The following is an 18701-nucleotide window of genomic DNA, read 5'->3' as shown; positions in this document are numbered from 1 at the left end:
CGTTTCGCCAACTGTTCAACCTTAACTCAAGCAGCTTTTCAGGAGATGTTCAACGGTTGTCAACCACTCCCAACCCCTCCTTTCTAAGGAGAGGAGCTACGTTCTAGCTCTGGCCGTAGTAGGAATGCGCGCCGTGCTTGCGCTCGTAGTGCTTCTGAACCAAGGCCGGTTTGAGGCGGGGCACGTCGGGACGCAGGGTGCAGCTGAGGTAGGCCATGCGGGCTACTTCCTCCAGCACGGCGCTGTGGTACACGGCTTTTTCCACGGTTTTGCCCCAGGTGAAGGGCGCGTGGTTGCTGAGCAGCACCATCTCCACCTCCTCGGGCGAGAGGCCGCGCCGCTGAAACTCGTTGATGATCTGCCAGCCGGTTTGGTGCTCGTAGTCGCCGGCAATCATCTGGTCGTCCATGGGCGGGGCGCAGGGAATATCCACCGTGAGGTGGTCGGCATGAGTGGTGCCCAGAATCGGGATGTCCAGCTGGGCCTGCGCCCAGGCCGTGGCGTAGGTGCTGTGCGTGTGCACGATTCCCCCGATATGCTCCCAGTGGCCGTACAGCACGGCGTGGGTTTTGGTATCCGAAGAGGGCCGTTTGCTGCCTTCCACCACGTTGTTGGCAAAGTCGAGCACCACAATATCCTCGGCCTTCAGCGTGGCGTAGGGCACGCCGCTGGGCTTGATGGCAAACACCCCCCGCTCCCGGTCTACCACTGAGGCGTTACCGAAGGTGAAGAGCACCAGCCCCAGGGCCGGCAGCTGCATGTTGGCCTCGTAGCAGGCCTGTTTCAATTCTTGGTACATATCGGTTTTTGGTTGGTGGTTTTTGGCCTGTGCTCCGACTTCGTTCAATAAGCCAAAAACCACCAGCCAAAACCACCCTTATGCCATCGACGGGGTAGCGTCCTCCACAAACTGCCCGAAGGCTTGGTACTGCTCGTAGCGGCGCTGGTAGTCGGCCACGCGGGCCGGGTTGGGCGCATAGGTTTCGGCAAAGCCGTTGCCCATGGCCTTCTGGGCCGCTACCACATCGGGGTGAATACCGGCGGCTACGGCCGCGTACATGGCCGCGCCTAGGGCCGGTGCCTGGTCCGATTCGGCTACTTTGATGGGGCGGTTGAGCACGTCGGCCAGAGTCCGCATCATAAAGCCCGACTTCTTGGCCACGCCGCCCAGCCCAATTACCTGCTTAATCGGAATACCGTGTTGCTCGAAGCGCTCCACAATCTGGCGGGAGCCGTAGCAGATGGATTCCACCAGCGCCCGAAAAATCTGCGGCGCGTCGGTGCCCATCGTGAGGTTCATGATGGCCCCTTTCAGGGCCTGGTTGGCGTCGGGCGTGCGGCGGCCGTTCACCCAGTCCAGGGCCAGCACCTGCGAGTCGTTGGCGGGTACGGCGGCGGCGGCCCGGTTCAGCTCGGCCATCATCTTGTCGCTCAGCTCCTCCCGTAGCGCCTCCTGCTGCTCCGGCGTCAGCACGGCCGACTCTGGCAGCAACGCGCGTAGCGGCCACTCCAGCACGCCCCGGAACCAGGCCAGCAAATCGCCCACGGCCGACTGCCCGGCTTCCAGGCCCAGCATGCCGGGAATCACGGAGCCATCAACCTGCCCGCAGATGCCGGGCACTAGCTTCCCGCCTACTTCGTGCATGGGGGCCACCACAATATCACAGGTGCTGGTGCCCATCACTTTCACCATCGAATAGGCCTCGATTTCGCCCGCGACGGCCCCGGCGTGGGCATCAAAGGAGCCCACGGCCACCACCGTGTCGGTGGTCAGACCCAGGCGCTGCGCCCATTCCTCGGAGAGGTGGCCGGCTACCTCGTCGGCGGTGTAGGTTTGCTCAAACAGCCGCTCGCGCAGGCCGCTTAGCCGGGGCTCCAGCTGGGTCAGAAACTCCTCGGCGGGCAGGCCGCCCCAGCTTTCGTGCCACATGGCTTTGTGGCCGGCGGCGCAGCGGCTGCGCTTGAAGGTTTTCAGCTGGCCGCCGGTCAGCAGCAGCGTCAGCCAGTCGCAGTGTTCCATCCAGGAGTAAGCGGCCCGGGCCACGGCTTCATCTTCGCGCACGACGTGGGCAATCTTGGCCCAGAACCACTCCGAGGAATAGATGCCGCCCTCGAACCGGGTGAAATCCTCCCCGCCCCAGCTTTTGGCCAGGTGGTTGATTTCAGCGGCTTCGGGCAGGGCCGTGTGGTCTTTCCAAAGCACGAACATGGCGTTCGGATTTTCCTCGAAGCCTGGTTTCAGGGCCAGAGCCACGCCCTGCTCGTCTACGGGGCCGGGCGTAGAGCCGGTGGTATCCACGGCGAGGCCCACAATCTGCTCGGCGGGCACATGCCGGGCCACCTGACGCACGGTAGCTTCCAAGCCCTCAATGTGGTCGAGCGGGTGCTGGCGGAACTGGTTTTTGGTGGCGTTGCAGTAGCGCTGCTCTTTCCAGCGGGCGTAATTGTGGACTGCCTGCGCTACCTCCTGGCCGGTATGCGCATTCACCAGCACGGCCCGCACGGAGTCGGAGCCGTAGTCGATGCCGATAACGTATTTCATCAAGGGTGAAATTGAGAAGTTGTGAAATCGTGCTTTTGTGAAGCTGTGGGCCTTTGGATGAGCTTTTCACAACTTCAACACTTCACCTATTGGCGCACGCCAAACTTGTAGATGGTCGTAGATTTCAACGTCTGGCCGGGTTTCAGAATCGTGCTCGGAAACGTGGGCTGATTGGGCGAATCGGGGAAGTGCTGGGTCTCCATACAGAAGCCGGCATGCTTACCGTATACCTGGCCCTTGGCGCCTTTTAGCGTGCCATCCAGGAAGTTGCCGGTGTAGAACTGCAGGCCCGGCTCGGTGGTGGATACCTGCATGGTACGGCCCGTGGTGGGCTCGTACACGGTAGCGGCGGGCTGACCAGCGGCTGGGTTCAGCAGCCAGTTATGGTCGTAGCCGCCGGGTACCTGCGCAATCCGCTCGCCGATGGTGTGGGGCGTGGTGAAATCGAAAGGCGTACCCTTCACGGGGCGCAGCTCGCCGGTCGGAATCAGGCCGGCATCCACCACATTGTAGCGGTCGGCAGCAATGGTCACCTCGTGGCCCAGCACGTCCTTGCCCCCGCTGAGGTTGAAATAGGCGTGGTTGGTCAGGTTGACGGGCGTAGCCTTGTCGGTGGTGGCCGAGTAGTCGATTTTCAGCGTGTCGTCGGCCGTGAGCGTGTACACTACCGTCACGCTGAGGTTGCCAGGATATCCTTCCTCGCCGTCTTTGCTGAGGTAAGTGAGCTTGAGGGTCTGCCCCTCGGCGGAGGTGCCCGGCTCAGCCTGCCATATTACCTTATCAAAACCAATTTTGCCGCCGTGCAGGGTGTTTTCGCCGTTATTTTTGGCCAGGGTGTATTCCTGGCCATCGAGGGTAAACCTGCCCTTGGCAATGCGGTTGCCGTAGCGCCCGATCAGGGCCCCGAAATACGGGCCGGCCTTCCGGAACTCCGGGCTCTGGTAGCCGCTCACGTCGGCAAAGCCCAGCACTATTTCGCCCGGCTTACCGGCTTTATCGGGCACCAGCAGACTGGTGATGGTACCGCCGTAGTTGGTGATGCTCACCTTCAGACCGTGGCCGTTGGTGAGGGTGTAGAGCTGAACTTCGGTACCGTCCTGGGTTTGGCCAAACGAGGCCGAAACCGGCGCGGTGGCCGCAGTGGTTTGGGTGGTGTCAGTCATGGAGGGAGAAGTGGCGGCCGTCTGTTCTGCCGGCGTCGATTGATTGCAGCTGCTTACTGCCAGCAAGGCAGCTAAACCAGCCGCTTGGCTGTGAGCTGACAGATATCGAAAGTAACTTATCATGAACAGCATGGGGAAAAATGACAGGAAGAACGTATGAGTTGTCGCGGAGGCTGAACTCAACGCATCGGACGTAGAAAACGCTGAAATTTGCTACTGTGAGTAGATCCTCGCAGTGCACGAAGTCAATTGACTTCCTGATTAATATCCAGTTAAGCGGTGTCTAAAGTAGAAAAGGTTTCGAATGCACACAATCGTTTGTGTAAATCAGGCAAAATAAATCGACCGTGCGCGCCTCTCCCGGTGCGCACGGTCGATTTATTTTGCCTGAGGTAGTCTGACTAAGTCGTGAAAGAAAACGGGCTGCCCTCATTCAGCAGTTGAATGCGCATGCTGCAAATCAGCCCCCTTTGCATAAGTCCTGTCTCCTAAAAAACCCACTGCTTTTGTCCTGGATACACCACCTCTACTTTCCAAGTAAGCGTATTGAGCAGCCAGACCACCTGAGGGGCATTGACCGGCGGCCGGCGCGATAACGCTGCCCCGATCCGCAGCTTCCCGGCCTAGCACCAACCCAACCGCCCCCCCGGTACAGGTGTTTGACGTAAATTGCCCCGCGCAGCGCCCTTCAGGCCGCTGAGGCTAACAGAAATTTTTCTACCATTCTTTCCGGTCTTCCGGACTAACCGCTACTACCTGATGTTTGACATGATGGGCATGATGAGCAAAATGAAGGATCTTCAGGAGAAGATGAAACAAGCCCAGGACCAGCTTCAGTACCTGACCGCCACCGCCGAATCGGGCGGGGGACTGGTGCGCGCTACGGCCAATGGGCAGCGCCGCTTGCTGAAGCTGGAAATCGATGAAAGCCTGCTCCAACCCCAGGACCGGGAGATGCTGGCCGACCTGGTAGTAGCTGCCGTGAACAAGGTGATGGAGGAAGCCGGCGAGAAAGCTAGTGCCGAAATCAAGAGCAAAACCGCCGGCCTTATTCCCAATATTCCCGGCCTCGACCTGGGTGGCTTTGGCCTTTGAGCGGCCCGCTGCCCTTAGTAGCTGCGCCGATGTAGCCGTTGTCATCCTCAATTGGAACGGGGCGCCCTTCCTGCGGCAGTTTTTGCCCGGCGTACTGGCTCACTCCGAGGGCGCTACCGTTTTCGTGGCCGACAACGCATCCACCGACGACTCGGTGGCGCTGGTACGGCGGGAGTTTCCTCAGGTCCGCGTTATACTCAACTCCGGTAACCTGGGCTTTTGCGAGGGGTACAACCAAGCACTGGCACAACTAGGGCCGGAGTTTCGGTACTATGTACTGCTCAACTCCGATGTGGAAGTGACGCCCGGCTGGCTGGGCCCGCAACGCGCGCTGCTGGAACAAAACCCACTGGCGGCAGCCTGTCAGCCCAAAATCCGGCAGTACAGTGCCGGGGCCACCGAACGGCAGCAGTTCGAGTACGCCGGAGCCGGTGGCGGCTACCTCGACCAACTGGGCTACCCTTTCTGCCGGGGCCGCCTGTTTGATACGCTGGAAACGGATACCGGACAGTATAACGACCCGCGCCCGGTGGCCTGGGCTACCGGCGCGTGCCTGCTGGTGCGGGCGGAGGCTTGGCATGCCCTGGGGGGACTGGAACCGGCATTTTTTGCGCACATGGAGGAAATTGACCTGTGCTGGCGGCTGCAGAATGCGGGCTGGCAGGTGTGGTACTACGGCGGCTGCGCGGTGTTCCACGTGGGGGGCGGCACGCTACACAAATCCAACCCGCGCAAAACCTACCTCAACTTCCGCAACGGCCTGGCCCTGGTCTACAAGAACACGCACTCGGCCGAGTTGCCGGGCGTGCTGCTGCTCCGGCTGGGGCTGGATTGGGTAGCGGCTCTTCGCCTGCTACTGCAGGGAAATTCCGCCGACTTCCGGGCTATTCTGCGGGCGCACTGGCATTTCCTACGGAAGCTGAGCTACTGGCGCTGGCGCCGTCGGGAGCAGCCTGTCAAGCGGCTCAGTTCCGAGTTGGCCGGCGTATATCAGGGCAGCCTAGTGTGGGCGTATTTCGGTCAGGGCAAACGCAAGTTTTCCGAGTTGCCAGCCAACAAGTTGATGTAATTTCCATACACAGAAACAGCCCGATCCAGTCAGATCGGGCTGTTTCTGTGTGAAAGCGCAAACGTTTGGCGGTTACCCCGGCGGGCTACAAATCCCACACGGTGCGGCGCTGCTGCCGCAACGCCCGCCGCACGTTCATCCAGAAGGCCAGGGCAAAGTAGAGTACAATCGGCGAGCCGAAGGTGAAGAAGGAGGCGTACATAAAGGACAGCCGCACGCTGCCCGAAGAGAAGCCTACCCGCTTGCCAATGGCATCACACACGCCGAAGCTTTGCTTTTCAATGAAGTCGGTTAGTCGTTTCATACCATCTGAGTATTCAGCTGCCGGGAGTGGCTAACCTGATTCAAAATACGATAATTAGTGGCTGCTGTCAAGCACTTACGCGTCGAAGCCGCTACAAGATACGTCGGTTGGGAAGGTTTTTCCGTTTGATGTCTGAATTTAGCGGTTTCCCCTGCCCTTTGTCTATGCCCGTTTCCGTGTTTCGTCTGCTGCCCGGTGTTGCCCTAGTGGGAGTCGCTGTGTTCCTACCTGGCTGCTCGCCCTTATCCAAAGTCCTGAAGCAGGCCCAGACCGGGCAGGAGCTTACGGTGCAGCCTACAGTGCTGGAAAGCAACGGCGAAAACGTGCTGTTTGAGGTGACGGCCAAAGTGCCCGCCAGCCATCTGCGCAAAGGCGCGGCCTATAACCTGGGCCTCACCTACCGCTACAACAACGGCCTGCGCGAGGATACCGTGGGCCGCCTCACGTTCATCTCGGGTGAGTACGTGTACGATGAGCAGAACAAGGACCAGCTCGTTATTCGCAAGCAGTTTTCCTTTCCGTACTCGCCCCAGAAAAGCCCCGGTGAGCTGCTGGCCCTGCCTGATGCCCGCGAAACCAAGCCCGGCGGTAAGCGGGTAAAAGGCAATGAAATCCGGCTGGCGCGGGGTATCGTAACCACCAGTCGCCTGGTCGTGCGCCAGGATACGGCCATTACGCTGCTACCCGAAACGGCCGACAACAACATAAGCGGCACGCGGGTGCTACCCTTCTTTTTCGATGCGGGCAAGGCCGAAATTCGCAACTTTCTGGGCACCAACGTGGCGGCGCTGGAAGATTTCATCGAAGCCAACCAGCACACCGAGCGGGTGATGATTGTGGCCGGCCACTCGCCCGACTCCCTGGACCGCCACGACCCGCGCCTGGCCGACAAGCGCGTGAAGGCGCTGATGAACTACTATAAGAAACGCGTCGACACCGATTCCTACCTCAACAAGGTCAGCCAGATTGACTTTGAAACCGAAGCCTACCACCGCCGCTGGGACCTGTTCCTGAGCAAGGTGCAGCAGTCGGCCCTGAAGCCCGGGCAGCAGGATTCGGTGCTGCTGCTCATCAACGACACGCCCGGCACCTACGCCCAGAAGGAAGAAAGCCTGCACCGGCTCAGCTTCTACGACTACCTCGACCAGTACATTTACCCCGTCATGCGCTTCGGCACGGTGGCCGTGCGCTACTCCGCGCCCAAGCGCTACGATTCGGAGATTTACCTGCTCTCCAAGAAGATTGTGGAGAAGCAGACCGAGGCCGACGCCCTCACGCCCGAGGAGCTGCGCTACTCGGCCAGCCTCACGCCCCTACTGGCCGAAAAGCAGCGCATCTACGAAACGGCCGTGGCTACCACGGGCCTCTGGCAGGCCTACCACAACTTGGCGGTGGTGCTGCTGCTGCGCTCCGAGAAGGAAGTGAACCCCAAAGTGCAGCGGGCCTACCTGCGCCGGGCGGCCGTAAACTTCACGCTGGCGGCCCACCGCAACCCCACCGCCGAGCTGTTCTACCGCGTGGGCAGCGCCTACCACCGCGCCGGCGACAAGCTGGAAGCCCTCCAGAACTACGACTACGCCATCAAGCTGGGCGGCCCCCGCGCCGTGCTCAGCAAGATTTTCGCCGATAAGGCCGCCCTGGAAATTGAAGTGGGCCAGCTCGATGATGCCCTGCGCAGCCTCAGCTTCAGTTCCAAAACCTACCAGAACATTATGAACCGGGCCCTGATTTACGTGCTGAAAGGCAACTACCAGGGCGCGGCCGACATTTATGCTCTAGCCATTGCCCTGCGCCCCCAGGACCCGCTGGTGTATTACTGCCTCGCCATAGTGGCCGCTCGCCAGCAGAACGAGCCCGCCATGGCCATGCACCTGCGCCGCGCCGTGCAGCTGGACCGCACTTACGCCAACCGCGCCGTGGAGGACCTGGAGTTCCGCGACTTCGCCAAGGGTAAACAGTTCATGGAAGTGCTGCGGTAAAAGGTAAATTTGTGAAGTGGTGAGTTTGATGTTTTTGTAGGCGCAGATTATAAACGTAGTGCTACCAGAACATCAAACTCACCACTTCGCAATTTCACCGTTTGCCCGTCCCGGCTAGTCGTTGTAGCTTTACGGGCCGGACTTGCGCCGGCTTTTTGTTTCTGAACCGTCTTTTTTGACTTTCCTAACCGATTATGCGGACCATCCAATTCCGGGAAGCCCTGCGTGAAGCCATGTCTGAGGAAATGCGTCGCGACGCGAGCGTATTTCTGATGGGCGAAGAAGTTGCCGAATACAACGGCGCCTACAAAGTAAGCCAGGGCATGCTCGACGAATTCGGCCCGGAGCGCGTGATTGACACGCCCATTGCCGAGCTGGGTTTTGCCGGCATCGGCGTGGGAGCGGCCATCAACGGCCTCAAGCCCATCATCGAGTTCATGACCTTCAACTTCTCGTTGGTAGCCATTGACCAAGTGATTAACTCGGCCGCCAAAATCATGTCGATGTCGGGTGGGCAGTATACGGCCCCGATGGTGTTCCGCGGGCCGACCGGCAACGCCGGCATGCTGTCGTCGCAGCACTCCCAGAACTTTGAGAACTGGTTTGCCAACACGCCCGGCCTGAAAGTAGTGGTACCTTCCACGCCCTACGATGCCAAAGGCCTGCTGAAATCGGCCATCCGCGACGCCGACCCGGTGATTTTCATGGAGTCGGAGCTGATGTACGGCGACAAAGGCGAAGTACCTGAAGAGGAATATCTGATTCCGATTGGCAAAGCCAACGTGGTGCGCCCCGGCGAAAGTGTAACCCTCGTGAGCTTCGGCAAAATGATGAAAGTGGCTTTGGCCGCCGCCGATGAGCTGGCCAAGGAAGGCATCAACGCCGAGGTCATCGACCTGCGCTCCGTGCGGCCCATCGATTATGACACGCTCATCGAATCGGTGAAGAAAACCAACCGGATGGTGATTGTGGAAGAAGCCTGGCCGCTGGCCAGCATCAGCTCGGAACTGGCCTATATGGTGCAGCGCCGCGCCTTCGACTTCCTTGATGCCCCCGTGCTGCGCATCACCTGCATGGACGTGCCGCTGCCCTACGCTCCTACCCTCATCGAAGCCTCCCTGCCCAACGTGGAGCGCACCGTGAAGGCCGTAAAGGAAGTACTGTACGTAGCCAAGTAAGTTCCTAGAAAGCCCTGCGCTTTACAATACGTAAAAAGGGTCAGCATCATGTGATGCTGACCCTTTTTGCTTGACTCCCGGCAAACGGCCGGCTTGCATATCCTTTCAGCATGTAGTGAAGCTGTTTATAAAGTCCATCAGAACCTCATGCTGAGCTTGTCGAAGCATCTCTACCGCTTCGTTGACCATTGCGGTAGAGATGCTTCGACAAGCTCAGCATGAGGTTCTAACAACTTCCGACAACCTGCTAAAAAGCTTCAATACCAAGTACTTATTTCATCCAGCGGCTTGCGCTGAATATCGGGCACCTGAGCATCGGGGGCCGGGTAGCCGATGGGAATGAGCAGGAAGGGCCGTTCGTTTTTGGGGCGGTCAAGCAGGCGCGTCAGGAAGTTCATGGGGCTGGGCGTGTGGGTGAGGGCCACCAGCCCGGCCTCGTGCGCGGCGGCCAGCAGCAGGCCCGTTGCCAGGCCCGTCGACTCCGTCACGTAGTAGTTGTTGCGCTGGCTGCCATCGTGCTGAGGTTCGTAAATCCGTCGGAATACCACAATCAGCCACGGCGCTTCTTCCAAGAACGGCTTCCGCCAATCAGTACCCAGCGGGGCCAAGTCCTCCAGCCATTCCTGCGGCATGCGGTGGGCATAGCCTTCCACTTCCTCCTGCTCGGCCGCTGCTCTGATCTGGCGTTTCAGGGACATATTTTGCACGGCGCAGAACATCCACGGCTGCTTATTAGCGCCACTGGGCGCGGTACCAGCCGTGCGGATCAGGTTTTCAATAACCTCACGCGGAACCGGACGGCTGGAAAAGTCGCGCACGGACCGGCGCTGATTGAGCCGCTGGTAGAAAGCAGTGCTTCGCTGCACCATTTCTTCCTCCGACAAAGTAATTGATTGATATGGGCGAAAAGGGAAGGCGGAGTTGGCAGTCATAACGTAAAGGACGGAAAAGGTCAGAATAGATTTTACGTACCTTTTGCTCAAAGCTACGTTTCCACTCCCACCCATTTATGAATCACCGTCTGCACCTTCGTTTTGAACAGCTGGAACATGCCACCACCCATATGCTGACCACCGTGGCGGCCCTGGGCCCCAAAGCCACCCAGTCGCCGGGCCCGGGGCAGTGGTCGGCGGCGCAGGTTGTGCAGCATCTGGTGGTTTCAGAAATGGGCATCGGGCAGTACATGGAGAAGAAGCTGCTGCAGGCGGAAACGCTGGAGAAGTCCGGGTTTGCGGCGTTTCTGAAGTCGCGGCTGTTGCGGATGGCGTTGCGGCTACCTTTCACGCGCTTCAAGGTGCCCTCCTATCTGGCGAAGCTTACGCCCGCCGAAGTGCCCCCCCTGCCGGAGCTGCAGGCTGAATGGGAAGCAGTGCGCCGCCGCCTGGAGCGCCTGCTCAATGAGTATCCCGGGAACCTGCTGGACCGCGCCATTTTCAAGCACCCCCGCTCCGGTATGCTCACCATTTACCAAACTCTGGATTTCATGCTCGACCACGTGTTGCACCACCAGAAACAGGTGGAGCGAATTGCCGGGAAGGTCACGTAAGACGTGAAATGCCCCCTGCCACTGCTTCGCTCGCAATGACAGGGGGCATTTCACGTCTTACGTGACTATCGTACGATATCCTGATACGAAGCGTGGCGGGGCAGCTCGCGCATGAGGGCCGTAATTTCAGCAGGCGGCACGGTGAGTTTACGGGCGCGCAGATCCAGCCAGGCACCTTCCACGCTCACGGTAGCGGCCGAACGGCCATCGGGCTTATAGAGGGTATGAACAATGTTCCAGCGGGAGCCGTCTTCGCTCAGGCCGGCCAACTCACCCGTTACGCGCAGTTGCTCATTAATGTGCAGCTCCTTCAGAAAGCGGGTATCCTCCCGGAAAAGGATGGGGCCGATACCGGTCTTAGCGAAGAATGGCAGCGTGAAACCGTGTTCCGACAGATACTCAATGCGGTGCTGGGCGGCGTAATCGGCGTAGGCAGAGTGGCGCATGTGACCATTCGGGTCCATATCGGCCCAGCGCACGGTGTAGGTTTTCTCGAAAACAGACATAAAGAAGGGGAGGCTGTTAGCTGTTAGCTGTTAGCTGTTAGCTGTTAGCTGTTAGCGTGTATGTGGGATGAGTACCGGGGTTGTGAAATTCCGGGCTTAGCTTAGCGTGAGGCGTACGAGGTACTGCTGCTGGTCGTCTTCTTCCAGAAACTCCACGGCGTAGCCGGCGGCTTCGGCGTAGTCCTGCAGCAGGGCGGGGTCAGTGAAAATCCAGTGGAAGGCCGCGCCGGTCTGGTGGGCGTAGTGCATGGTGTACTCCACTTCGCCGTAGTAGGGGCCGTTGAGGTCGAACACCAGCGCGCCATCTTCATCCTCGTAGAGGTAGCTGATGTCGGAGGACGTGGCCAGAATCTGGCCGCCGGGGGCCAGCAGCGTTTTGGCGTGCTCCAGAAAGCGCTCCAGCCCGGCCAGGGTGCCCGTCAGGCCCACTCCGTTCATGAGCATCAGAATGGTATCAAACTTCTCGCCGGCGGCCAAGGCCGGGTCGAAGATGTCGTGGCAGGCCACCTCGTGCACACCCCGCTCCTGCATCACCTCCACGGCCCCCACGGAAATATCCACGGCTTTCACCGTGAAGCCGCGTTGCTGCAGCTCCAGGGCGTGGCAGCCGGCCCCGGCTCCCAAATCGAGCACCCGGCCCCGGCATTCTTCCAGGGCGGTGCGCTCCATTTCGGGCATTTCCCAGAGCGAGCGAAAAAAGTAGGCGGCAGGCAGCACTTCCTCATCAGCCACGGAGCTGTGGACGGCCAGCGTGGCGCTCAGGTGGCCGTGCTGGTAGGCCAGCAACGCCTGACCCAGGGCATCGGGCGCGGTAGAAACGGTATTCGACATGCCGCAAAGATAACGCCCCAAACGTGCCGGGCAGCCAACAACGCAACTTCCGGCAGCTGGCAGTAGTTTACCCTGCAAGAACAACCCCCGCCCCTATGCCTTTACCCGCCCGCCTCGTGAAAGGCAATCTACCCAGCAAAATCTGCCTGACCTGCGGCCGGCCTTTTGAGTACCGCAAGAAGTGGCGCAACTGCTGGGACGAGGTGAAATACTGCGGCGAGAAATGCCAGCGCAACAAGCCCAAAGCGGCGGCGGCCAACTAACAGCTGCATCCTTCCACCGGGTTTCTGCGTTCTGACCAGCATCTATCCTGAACCCGCTACTCCCCGCCACATGGCCAGCAACCTCGACTACCTCGCCCCCAATCTGCAACCGCTCGAAGAAAAGGTGCAAGCCTATCTGAAAGCTGAAAAAGACCTAGCCCAGGCCGAAATTGCCGCCACCAGCCTCACGCACCCGACGGCCCAGGAGACGGAGCCGTTTGAGCAGCGCCCGCCCACCGGCAGCTACCCCCAACAGACGGAAGAAGCCACCAACGAGCTACACAACATCCAGGATGACTTGCAGCGCCTTCGCCAGGAAATCATCGGCCTGCTGCCCGTGCGCGACGAATGGGTGAAGGTAAACCTGGGCTACGGCCCCAGTCGGGTAGGCGCCTTCCGCACGGCCGCGCCAGACGAAACGTACGAACTGCGGGTGGTTATTTAGCCGGCTCAGCAGCGCCCCATAAAAAGCGGCGGCTCCAACTACGGAGCCGCCGCTTTTTTTATGGGGCGCCAGCAAGGAGCCTACCAGAACTTCACATAGAGCGCCGAAATCAGCAGCAGAATTACCACGATGAGTACCAGTTGGCGCGGGGCCACCCGGAACATGCGGGCCTCCAGGTTGAGGCCTTTGGGGTTGATGGCGGGACCGGCCAAGCTCAGGGCCACCATCAGCAGCACGGTAAAAAAGAACGACCAGCCCATGCAAATCAGAAACGGAATTTCGTAGCCGCCTTTGCCGGTGGGAAAAGCCGTGTAAAGAAAGGTTTCGGGGCCGAAAACGGCCGGAGCGTAGTTATTGAAAAATACCGACAGGATGAAGCCCGACAGAATGCCGGCTACGGCAGCCGTGGCCGTAGTGCGCTTCCAGAACATGCCCAGCAGGAACACGGCCACAATACCGGGTGAAATAAAGCCGGTGTATTTCTGAATAAACTGGAAGCCACCTTCTCCGCTGATACCCAGCAAGTCCTTCCACGTCAGCAGCACGGCCATAAACATGGCGGCGAAGATGGTAACGCGGCCCACCCACACCAGCTTTTGTTCGGTAGCCTCTTTGTTGAGGTAGCGGTGGTAGATATCCAGGGTGAAGATGGTGGAAATGGAATTAGCCTTACCCGCCAGCGAGGCCACAATAGCCGCCGTGAGGGCCGCCAGGCTCAGGCCTTTCAGACCGTTGGGCAGAAACGTGAGAATGGCCGAATACGCGTTATCGGGGTTGAAGGCCCCGGTGGACGCCATTTCGGCCTGCAACGAGCCATTTTTGTGCAGCACATAGGCCGCAATGCCGGGCAGCATCACGATGACAGGCATAATGAGTTTCAGGAAAGCCGCAAACAGGATACCGGTGCGGGCCGTGGGCAAATCGGCTCCGAGGGCGCGTTGGGTGATGTACTGGTTGCACCCCCAGTAGTTGAGGTTGGCTACCCACTGGCCGGCGGCGTACATGGCCAGGCCGGGCAGGGCCAGGTATTTGTTGATGTAGGCCTGGTTGGAATCGGGCGCGGGCTTTTCGAACATCATGTGAAAATGGTCATTGGCGTCCGTCATCATGGCGTTGAAACCCGCCACTACGTCGTTGCCGAGGCCGAACTTCTGGCTGACCAGCGTGAGAGCCAGGTAGCTGGTGGCCAGGCCTCCGATGAGCAGCACCGTTACCTGAATTACATCGGTGTAGCCCACCACTTTCATGCCGCCCAGCGTGATAATAAGGGCAAATACGGCCAGGGCCACCAGAATCAAATGGAAACTCTCACCGCCCCCGATGAGGTTGCTGATGGCCAGCGCGCCCAGGTACAAAATGGCCGTGAGGTTGACCAGCACGTACAGAAACAGCCAGAAAATGCTCATTACCAAACTCAGCGTGGAGTTGTAGCGCTGCTCCAGAAACTGGGGCATGGTGTAAATCTTCTGGCGCAGGTAGATGGGCATGAAGAACACGGCCACCAGAATCAGCACAATGGCGGCCACCCACTCGTAAGCGGCCACGGCCACCCCCACCGAAAAGCCGGAGCCCGACATGCCGATAAACTGCTCGGCCGAGATGTTGGAGGCAATCATGCTGGCCCCAATGGCCCACCACGTCAGCGAGCCTTCGGCCAGAAAGTAATCTTTGGAATCAACCTGGGCTTTCTGCTTGCTGCGGTACACGTAAAAGCCATAAGCCGATACAACTACCAGGTAAAACAGGAAAACCGCCAGGTCCAGCGAGTTAAAAGCGTTGCGCATGAAAAGGAGTTCGGAGAAAAACAGAAAGAGGACATTGCTCCTTATCAGCGGCTGCCGACGGGCATTCGGACAATAACCGGAGCAGGAATATTGGCCGAACAGCTATTGCAAACGTTTGCACAAATAGCGACAATGAAACCGAAATTTGCAACTCTACTGGGCAAAATATCTGGGATTAAGCTTGCGACAGCAAACCATTCACAATTAATTTTTATCTTTGCAAACGTTTGCGCAACTTACTTCCATTTCGTTTTCTAGTGCGCGTCCAGCATTCGTCTACTACCTCTCCTTATGCGGCCTCTTATGCTTGCCACTACCATCCTAGCTGCTTTTCAGCAACGCTTTTCCTCCGCTCCGCTGCTGGTACGCGCGCCCGGCCGCGTCAACCTGATTGGGGAGCACACGGATTATACCGGCGGCTTTGTGTTGCCGGCCGCCATTGACAAGGAAATATGCTTTGCCGTTGGGCTGAATGGCTCTACCCAAGCCCGGCTTTTTTCCTACGATCAGCAGGAAGCCTACACCACCGAGCTGGCCGATGTGCAGCCGGGCCAGCCGCAGTGGGCCAACTACCTCAAAGGCGTGGTGGCCCAGTTTCACAAGCGCGGTATTATGGTACCGGGCTTCGACTGCGTATTTGGCGGCAACGTGCCCATCGGCGCGGGCATGTCGTCGTCGGCGGCCGTGGAGTGCGGATTGGCCTTCGCCCTGAATGAGCTACTCGGCACCGGGTTGTCGCGCATGGAGCTGGCCCGCATGGCCCAGCTCGCCGAGCATGAGTTTGCTGGGGTGCAGTGCGGCATCATGGACCAGTTTGCCAGCCTGTTCGGTCGGCCCGACCAGGTGGTACGTCTCGACTGCCGCTCCCTGGAATACGAGTATTTCCCTTTCGATACGCAGGCCTGCCATATCGTCCTCTGTAACTCCGGCGTGAAGCACTCTTTGGCCAGCTCCGAGTACAACACGCGCCGGCAGGAGTGTGAGAAGGGCGTGGCGGTACTCGCTCAGTATTATCCGCAGGTACAAAGCCTGCGCGACGTGGCGCTGGAGCAGCTGGCGGCCCACCAGGCAGAGCTGGGTGAGGTAGTATATCGCCGCTGCCGCTACGTGGTAGAGGAAAACCACCGGGTCATCACTGCCTGTGAGTACCTGGAAGCCGGCGACCTGGCCGCATTCGGACAGAACATGTACGCCTCTCATGCCGGCCTGCGCGACGATTACGAGGTAAGCTGCCCCGAGCTGGATATGCTGGTAGAGGCCGCCCGCCCGCTGCCCGGGGTATATGGCGCGCGCATGATGGGCGGCGGCTTCGGGGGCTGTACCATCAACCTGGTAGCACCTGAACAGGTAGAGGCGTTTGTGGCCGCCATGAAAACGGCGTATCAGCAACAGCTGGGTATTGCGCTGGAAACCTATCAGACCACCATCATGGGCGGCGTCGATGTCTTGAAGCCAACCGTTTATAGCTCGTAGCGCCTTCGGTATCTGATTGTTTTGGGCCGGGCAAGCGGCAGGCGGTGGCGTGGGAACTGCGGCCGGCCGCCCCGGTCCGAAGCAATTAGTAGTATCCTCCCCTACTCCGTTGTCGTTGACGCAAACCGGGTTCAGAATCCGCCCCACATTGTTCTCTCCTTGACTTTCTGACGGCAGTATTCCGTCTTTTTTCTTTTTCTGATGGCCTCTTTCGACCTCGCCCAGCAACCCCACCGTCGTTTCAACCCGCTCACGGGCGAATGGCTGCTCGTGTCGCCGCACCGGGCACTACGGCCCTGGCAGGGCCAGCAGGAAGCCCCCGACCGCACCCAGCGCCCCACCCACGACCCCACGTGCTACCTCTGCCCCGGCAACACCCGCGCCAACGGCGAGGTGAACCCCGCCTACGAAGGCACCTTTGTATTTGATAACGACTTTGCTGCCCTCACGCCCGATGCGCCTGCGGGCACCCTGGAAATGGGCGGTTTGCTGCGCGCGGAAGCCGAATCGGGCGTAGGTCGGGTTATCTGCTTCTCCCCCCGCCACGACCTGACGCTGCCCGAAATGAGCACGCCGGAAATCCGGCGGGTAGTGGATGTGTGGGCTGCACAATTCGCCGAGTTAGGGGCGCGGCCGGACATCAATTACGTGCAGATTTTCGAGAACAAGGGCGCGGTAATGGGCTGCTCGAATCCGCACCCGCACGGCCAGATCTGGGCGCAGCGCACTGTGCCCGGCGACCCGGCCAAAGAAACCGAGCAGCAGGCCACCTACTTCGAGCAACACGGCCGCACGCTGCTTTCTGCTTATCTGGAAATTGAGCTGCGGGAGCAGACCCGCGTGGTGCTGCAAAACGAGCATTGGGTGGTGCTGGTCCCCTTCTGGGCCGCCTGGCCCTTCGAGACGCTGGTGCTGCCGCGCCGCCCGGTGCAGGATGTGACGCAGCTCACCGACGCGGAGCGCGACGCCTTTGCCGACGCCATCCGCCGCCTCACCATCCGCTACGATAACCTGTTCCAGACGTCCTTCCCCTACTCCGCCGGCCTGCATCAGCGCCCCACCGACGGCCAGCCGCACCCCGAGTGGCACCTGCACATGCACTTCTTCCCTCCCCTGTTGCGCTCCGCCACCGTGCGCAAGTTCATGGTGGGTTATGAGCTGCTGGCCAATCCCCAGCGCGACATCACCCCGGAGTACGCCGCCCAGCAGCTGCGGGAGCAGTCGGAAGTTCACTACAAGCAGGCGGAAGCCTAGCGCAGGTTGCCGGTGGCTGTGCAGCAGGGCGTCAGGCCGGCAGTTCACCGCTTGCTCCGGTTGCAAAGAACCCGGCTTTCTTCTGACGCCCCAGGGCCGGTAACGGGAAGGCCGGGTTCTTTGCGTAAGTTTGCATAATCAGTTGCACAAAGTTTGCGCAGCTACTTGCACAAGCGCACCTCACCAAGCACGCCGTTGGCCCGCACCAAAGCCTCCATCACCGACCTAGCCCAGCAGCTGGGCGTATCGGTTTCGACCGTTTCCCGCGCTCTGAGTGACCATCCGGGCATCAGCGACGCCACCAAGAAAAAGGTCTGGAAGCTGGCCAAGGAGTTGCATTACCAACCGAACCACATGGCCGCCGGGTTGCGCAAAGGCCGGAGCAATCTGCTGGGGGTGCTGGTGCCACACATTGATGGCCACTTTTTCACGATGATTGTGAAAGGGATTGAAACCGTCGCCTCCAAGGCCGGCTATAACATCATGATCTGCCAGTCGAACGAAGACGTGGCGCACGAGCGAAAAAACATCGAAACCCTGCTAAGCGCGCAGGTGGAGGGTATTCTGGTATCCATGTCGCGCACTACCCGCGACTTCCGGCACTTTGAGAAAGTGCGCAAGCAGGAAATTCCGCTGGTGTTTTTTGACCGCGTGCTCGATGGCCTGGATGTAAGTGCCGTGGTGCTCGATGATCGGGAAGGTGGCTACCAGTCTACCAAGCACCTCATCAAACAGGGCTGTCGGCACATTGCCCACTTTGGCGGCCCCCAGCACCTGAACATCTACAAAAACCGCCGCCAGGGCTACATTGATGCGCTGCTGGAAGCGGGCCTGCCGCTGCAGGAAGAATTGATATTCTACTGCGACATGACCCTGGAAGACGGCATTCGGGGCATGCAGCAGATGCTGGCACTCCCCACTCCGCCCGATGCCGTATTTTCTGCCAGCGACTTTTCGGTGGTGGGCGCCTTGCAGGAGCTCAAGCGCAGAAAGCTGCGCGTGCCGCAGGATATTGCCCTGGTTGGCTTCAGCAACGAAATGTTCACCTCCTTAACCGAGCCCATGCTGACCTCCGTGGACCAGCGCTGCGAGCAGATGGGTCAGTCGGCCGTGCGGCTGTTTCTGGAGATGCGGGAGGAAAGCAGCACAACGTTTTCGCCCCGCCGCGTAGTGCTCCAGCCCGACCTGCTGATCCGAGAGTCCTCGTTGCTGCTAAACGGCAAGCAGTAGCGGCTTGCCGTTTAGTAGCAACGTTTCTGGCTTCTGTCT

General features: G+C 59.7%; 18 protein-coding genes. 10 read left to right on the top strand and 8 right to left on the bottom strand.

The features are described from left to right. Nucleotides 1-103: 103 nt before the first annotated feature. The 3 genes from EI293_RS07880 to EI293_RS07870 form a co-directional block, all read right to left on the bottom strand. A complete protein-coding gene (locus EI293_RS07880) occupies nucleotides 104-799 on the bottom strand; it encodes an L-ribulose-5-phosphate 4-epimerase (RefSeq protein WP_125436595.1) in 696 nt (231 codons plus the stop codon). A gap of 78 nt (nucleotides 800-877) precedes the next feature. Then, a complete protein-coding gene (locus EI293_RS07875; RefSeq protein ID WP_125436594.1) occupies nucleotides 878-2542 on the bottom strand; it encodes a ribulokinase in 1665 nt (554 codons plus the stop codon). 86 nt (nucleotides 2543-2628) lie between these two features. Further along, on the bottom strand, nucleotides 2629-3705 hold the full coding sequence (locus tag EI293_RS07870) for an aldose epimerase family protein (protein WP_125436593.1): 1077 nt from the start codon (nucleotides 3703-3705) through the stop codon (nucleotides 2629-2631). Between the two features lie 759 nt (nucleotides 3706-4464). On the opposite strand from EI293_RS07870, the gene EI293_RS07865 reads away from it, so the two are divergent. Both EI293_RS07865 and EI293_RS07860 read left to right on the top strand, forming a co-directional pair. Beyond that, nucleotides 4465-4800: a YbaB/EbfC family nucleoid-associated protein gene (locus tag EI293_RS07865; protein WP_125436592.1), complete on the top strand. Its 336-nt coding sequence runs from the start codon at nucleotides 4465-4467 to the stop codon at nucleotides 4798-4800. After that, nucleotides 4784-5869 carry a glycosyltransferase family 2 protein gene (locus EI293_RS07860; RefSeq protein WP_246010575.1) on the top strand — a complete coding sequence of 362 codons (1086 nt, stop codon included), beginning with the start codon at nucleotides 4784-4786 and terminating at the stop codon, nucleotides 5867-5869. Before EI293_RS07865 ends, EI293_RS07860 begins: the two co-directional genes overlap by 17 nt. An 85-nt stretch (nucleotides 5870-5954) precedes the next feature. Here the strand turns inward: EI293_RS07860 and EI293_RS07855 are convergent, their stop codons facing one another. Next, nucleotides 5955-6173 (bottom strand): PspC domain-containing protein, encoded by a 219-nt coding sequence (locus tag EI293_RS07855; protein ID WP_044002502.1) that lies wholly within the window; start codon nucleotides 6171-6173, stop codon nucleotides 5955-5957. Between the two features lie 164 nt (nucleotides 6174-6337). On the opposite strand from EI293_RS07855, the gene EI293_RS07850 reads away from it, so the two are divergent. Together EI293_RS07850 and EI293_RS07845 are read left to right on the top strand one after the other, a co-directional pair. Continuing rightward, complete coding sequence (locus tag EI293_RS07850) at nucleotides 6338-8152, top strand: tetratricopeptide repeat protein (protein ID WP_125436591.1); 1815 nt, start codon at nucleotides 6338-6340, stop codon at nucleotides 8150-8152. Nucleotides 8153-8346: 194 nt separating this feature from the next. Further along, nucleotides 8347-9330 (top strand): pyruvate dehydrogenase complex E1 component subunit beta, encoded by a 984-nt coding sequence (locus EI293_RS07845; protein WP_125436590.1) that lies wholly within the window; start codon nucleotides 8347-8349, stop codon nucleotides 9328-9330. Between the two features lie 257 nt (nucleotides 9331-9587). On the opposite strand, the gene EI293_RS07840 is transcribed toward EI293_RS07845, so the two are convergent. Further along, nucleotides 9588-10262 (bottom strand): nitroreductase family protein, encoded by a 675-nt coding sequence (locus EI293_RS07840; RefSeq protein WP_125436589.1) that lies wholly within the window; start codon nucleotides 10260-10262, stop codon nucleotides 9588-9590. A 77-nt stretch (nucleotides 10263-10339) separates the two neighbouring features. On the opposite strand from EI293_RS07840, the gene EI293_RS07835 reads away from it, so the two are divergent. Further along, complete coding sequence (locus EI293_RS07835; protein ID WP_125436588.1) at nucleotides 10340-10876, top strand: DinB family protein; 537 nt, start codon at nucleotides 10340-10342, stop codon at nucleotides 10874-10876. A gap of 65 nt (nucleotides 10877-10941) precedes the next feature. Here EI293_RS07835 and EI293_RS07830 read toward each other — a convergent pair whose 3' ends face one another. Then, nucleotides 10942-11382, bottom strand: a complete 441-nt coding sequence (locus EI293_RS07830) for an acyl-CoA thioesterase (RefSeq protein ID WP_125436587.1) — start codon at nucleotides 11380-11382, stop codon at nucleotides 10942-10944. A gap of 96 nt (nucleotides 11383-11478) precedes the next feature. After that, nucleotides 11479-12213: a class I SAM-dependent methyltransferase gene (locus EI293_RS07825; protein WP_125436586.1), complete on the bottom strand. Its 735-nt coding sequence runs from the start codon at nucleotides 12211-12213 to the stop codon at nucleotides 11479-11481. Nucleotides 12214-12308: 95 nt separating this feature from the next. Between EI293_RS07825 and EI293_RS07820 the strand changes: the two genes are divergently transcribed. Together EI293_RS07820 and EI293_RS07815 are read left to right on the top strand one after the other, a co-directional pair. Further along, complete coding sequence (locus tag EI293_RS07820; protein ID WP_125436585.1) at nucleotides 12309-12476, top strand: DUF2256 domain-containing protein; 168 nt, start codon at nucleotides 12309-12311, stop codon at nucleotides 12474-12476. Nucleotides 12477-12546: 70 nt separating this feature from the next. Then, on the top strand, nucleotides 12547-12921 hold the full coding sequence (locus tag EI293_RS07815; RefSeq protein ID WP_125436584.1) for a hypothetical protein: 375 nt from the start codon (nucleotides 12547-12549) through the stop codon (nucleotides 12919-12921). Nucleotides 12922-13001: 80 nt separating this feature from the next. Here EI293_RS07815 and EI293_RS07810 read toward each other — a convergent pair whose 3' ends face one another. Continuing rightward, complete coding sequence (locus EI293_RS07810) at nucleotides 13002-14705, bottom strand: sodium:solute symporter family transporter (RefSeq protein ID WP_125436583.1); 1704 nt, start codon at nucleotides 14703-14705, stop codon at nucleotides 13002-13004. 303 nt (nucleotides 14706-15008) lie between these two features. On the opposite strand from EI293_RS07810, the gene galK reads away from it, so the two are divergent. From galK to EI293_RS07795, 3 genes are all read left to right on the top strand, one after another. Beyond that, nucleotides 15009-16178, top strand: coding sequence for a galactokinase (gene galK, locus EI293_RS07805; RefSeq protein WP_125436582.1), 1170 nt, complete (start codon nucleotides 15009-15011; stop codon nucleotides 16176-16178). Between the two features lie 201 nt (nucleotides 16179-16379). Further along, complete coding sequence (locus EI293_RS07800; protein WP_125436581.1) at nucleotides 16380-17432, top strand: UDP-glucose--hexose-1-phosphate uridylyltransferase; 1053 nt, start codon at nucleotides 16380-16382, stop codon at nucleotides 17430-17432. A 153-nt stretch (nucleotides 17433-17585) separates the two neighbouring features. Next, nucleotides 17586-18662, top strand: coding sequence for a LacI family DNA-binding transcriptional regulator (locus EI293_RS07795; protein WP_125436580.1), 1077 nt, complete (start codon nucleotides 17586-17588; stop codon nucleotides 18660-18662). The last annotated feature ends 39 nt before the right edge of the window (nucleotides 18663-18701 follow it).

It is taken from the genome of Hymenobacter perfusus (assembly GCF_003944765.1).
Classification (GTDB): Bacteria; Bacteroidota; Bacteroidia; order Cytophagales; family Hymenobacteraceae; genus Hymenobacter; species Hymenobacter perfusus.
Note: the sequence above shows the minus strand (reverse complement) of the source record. Positions and strands in the feature narration are given on the sequence as shown.

Coding starts and splice junctions, on each gene's coding strand:
- EI293_RS07880 (WP_125436595.1), bottom strand. CDS start 799: ATGTACCAAGAATTGAAACAGGCCTGCTACGAGGCCAACATGCAGCTG.
- EI293_RS07875 (WP_125436594.1), bottom strand. CDS start 2,542: ATGAAATACGTTATCGGCATCGACTACGGCTCCGACTCCGTGCGGGCC.
- EI293_RS07870 (WP_125436593.1), bottom strand. CDS start 3,705: ATGACTGACACCACCCAAACCACTGCGGCCACCGCGCCGGTTTCGGCC.
- EI293_RS07865 (WP_125436592.1), top strand. CDS start 4,465: ATGTTTGACATGATGGGCATGATGAGCAAAATGAAGGATCTTCAGGAG.
- EI293_RS07855 (WP_044002502.1), bottom strand. CDS start 6,173: ATGAAACGACTAACCGACTTCATTGAAAAGCAAAGCTTCGGCGTGTGT.
- EI293_RS07850 (WP_125436591.1), top strand. CDS start 6,338: ATGCCCGTTTCCGTGTTTCGTCTGCTGCCCGGTGTTGCCCTAGTGGGA.
- EI293_RS07845 (WP_125436590.1), top strand. CDS start 8,347: ATGCGGACCATCCAATTCCGGGAAGCCCTGCGTGAAGCCATGTCTGAG.
- EI293_RS07840 (WP_125436589.1), bottom strand. CDS start 10,262: ATGACTGCCAACTCCGCCTTCCCTTTTCGCCCATATCAATCAATTACT.
- EI293_RS07835 (WP_125436588.1), top strand. CDS start 10,340: ATGAATCACCGTCTGCACCTTCGTTTTGAACAGCTGGAACATGCCACC.
- EI293_RS07830 (WP_125436587.1), bottom strand. CDS start 11,382: ATGTCTGTTTTCGAGAAAACCTACACCGTGCGCTGGGCCGATATGGAC.
- EI293_RS07825 (WP_125436586.1), bottom strand. CDS start 12,213: ATGTCGAATACCGTTTCTACCGCGCCCGATGCCCTGGGTCAGGCGTTG.
- EI293_RS07820 (WP_125436585.1), top strand. CDS start 12,309: ATGCCTTTACCCGCCCGCCTCGTGAAAGGCAATCTACCCAGCAAAATC.
- EI293_RS07815 (WP_125436584.1), top strand. CDS start 12,547: ATGGCCAGCAACCTCGACTACCTCGCCCCCAATCTGCAACCGCTCGAA.
- EI293_RS07810 (WP_125436583.1), bottom strand. CDS start 14,705: ATGCGCAACGCTTTTAACTCGCTGGACCTGGCGGTTTTCCTGTTTTAC.
- galK (WP_125436582.1), top strand. CDS start 15,009: ATGCTTGCCACTACCATCCTAGCTGCTTTTCAGCAACGCTTTTCCTCC.
- EI293_RS07800 (WP_125436581.1), top strand. CDS start 16,380: ATGGCCTCTTTCGACCTCGCCCAGCAACCCCACCGTCGTTTCAACCCG.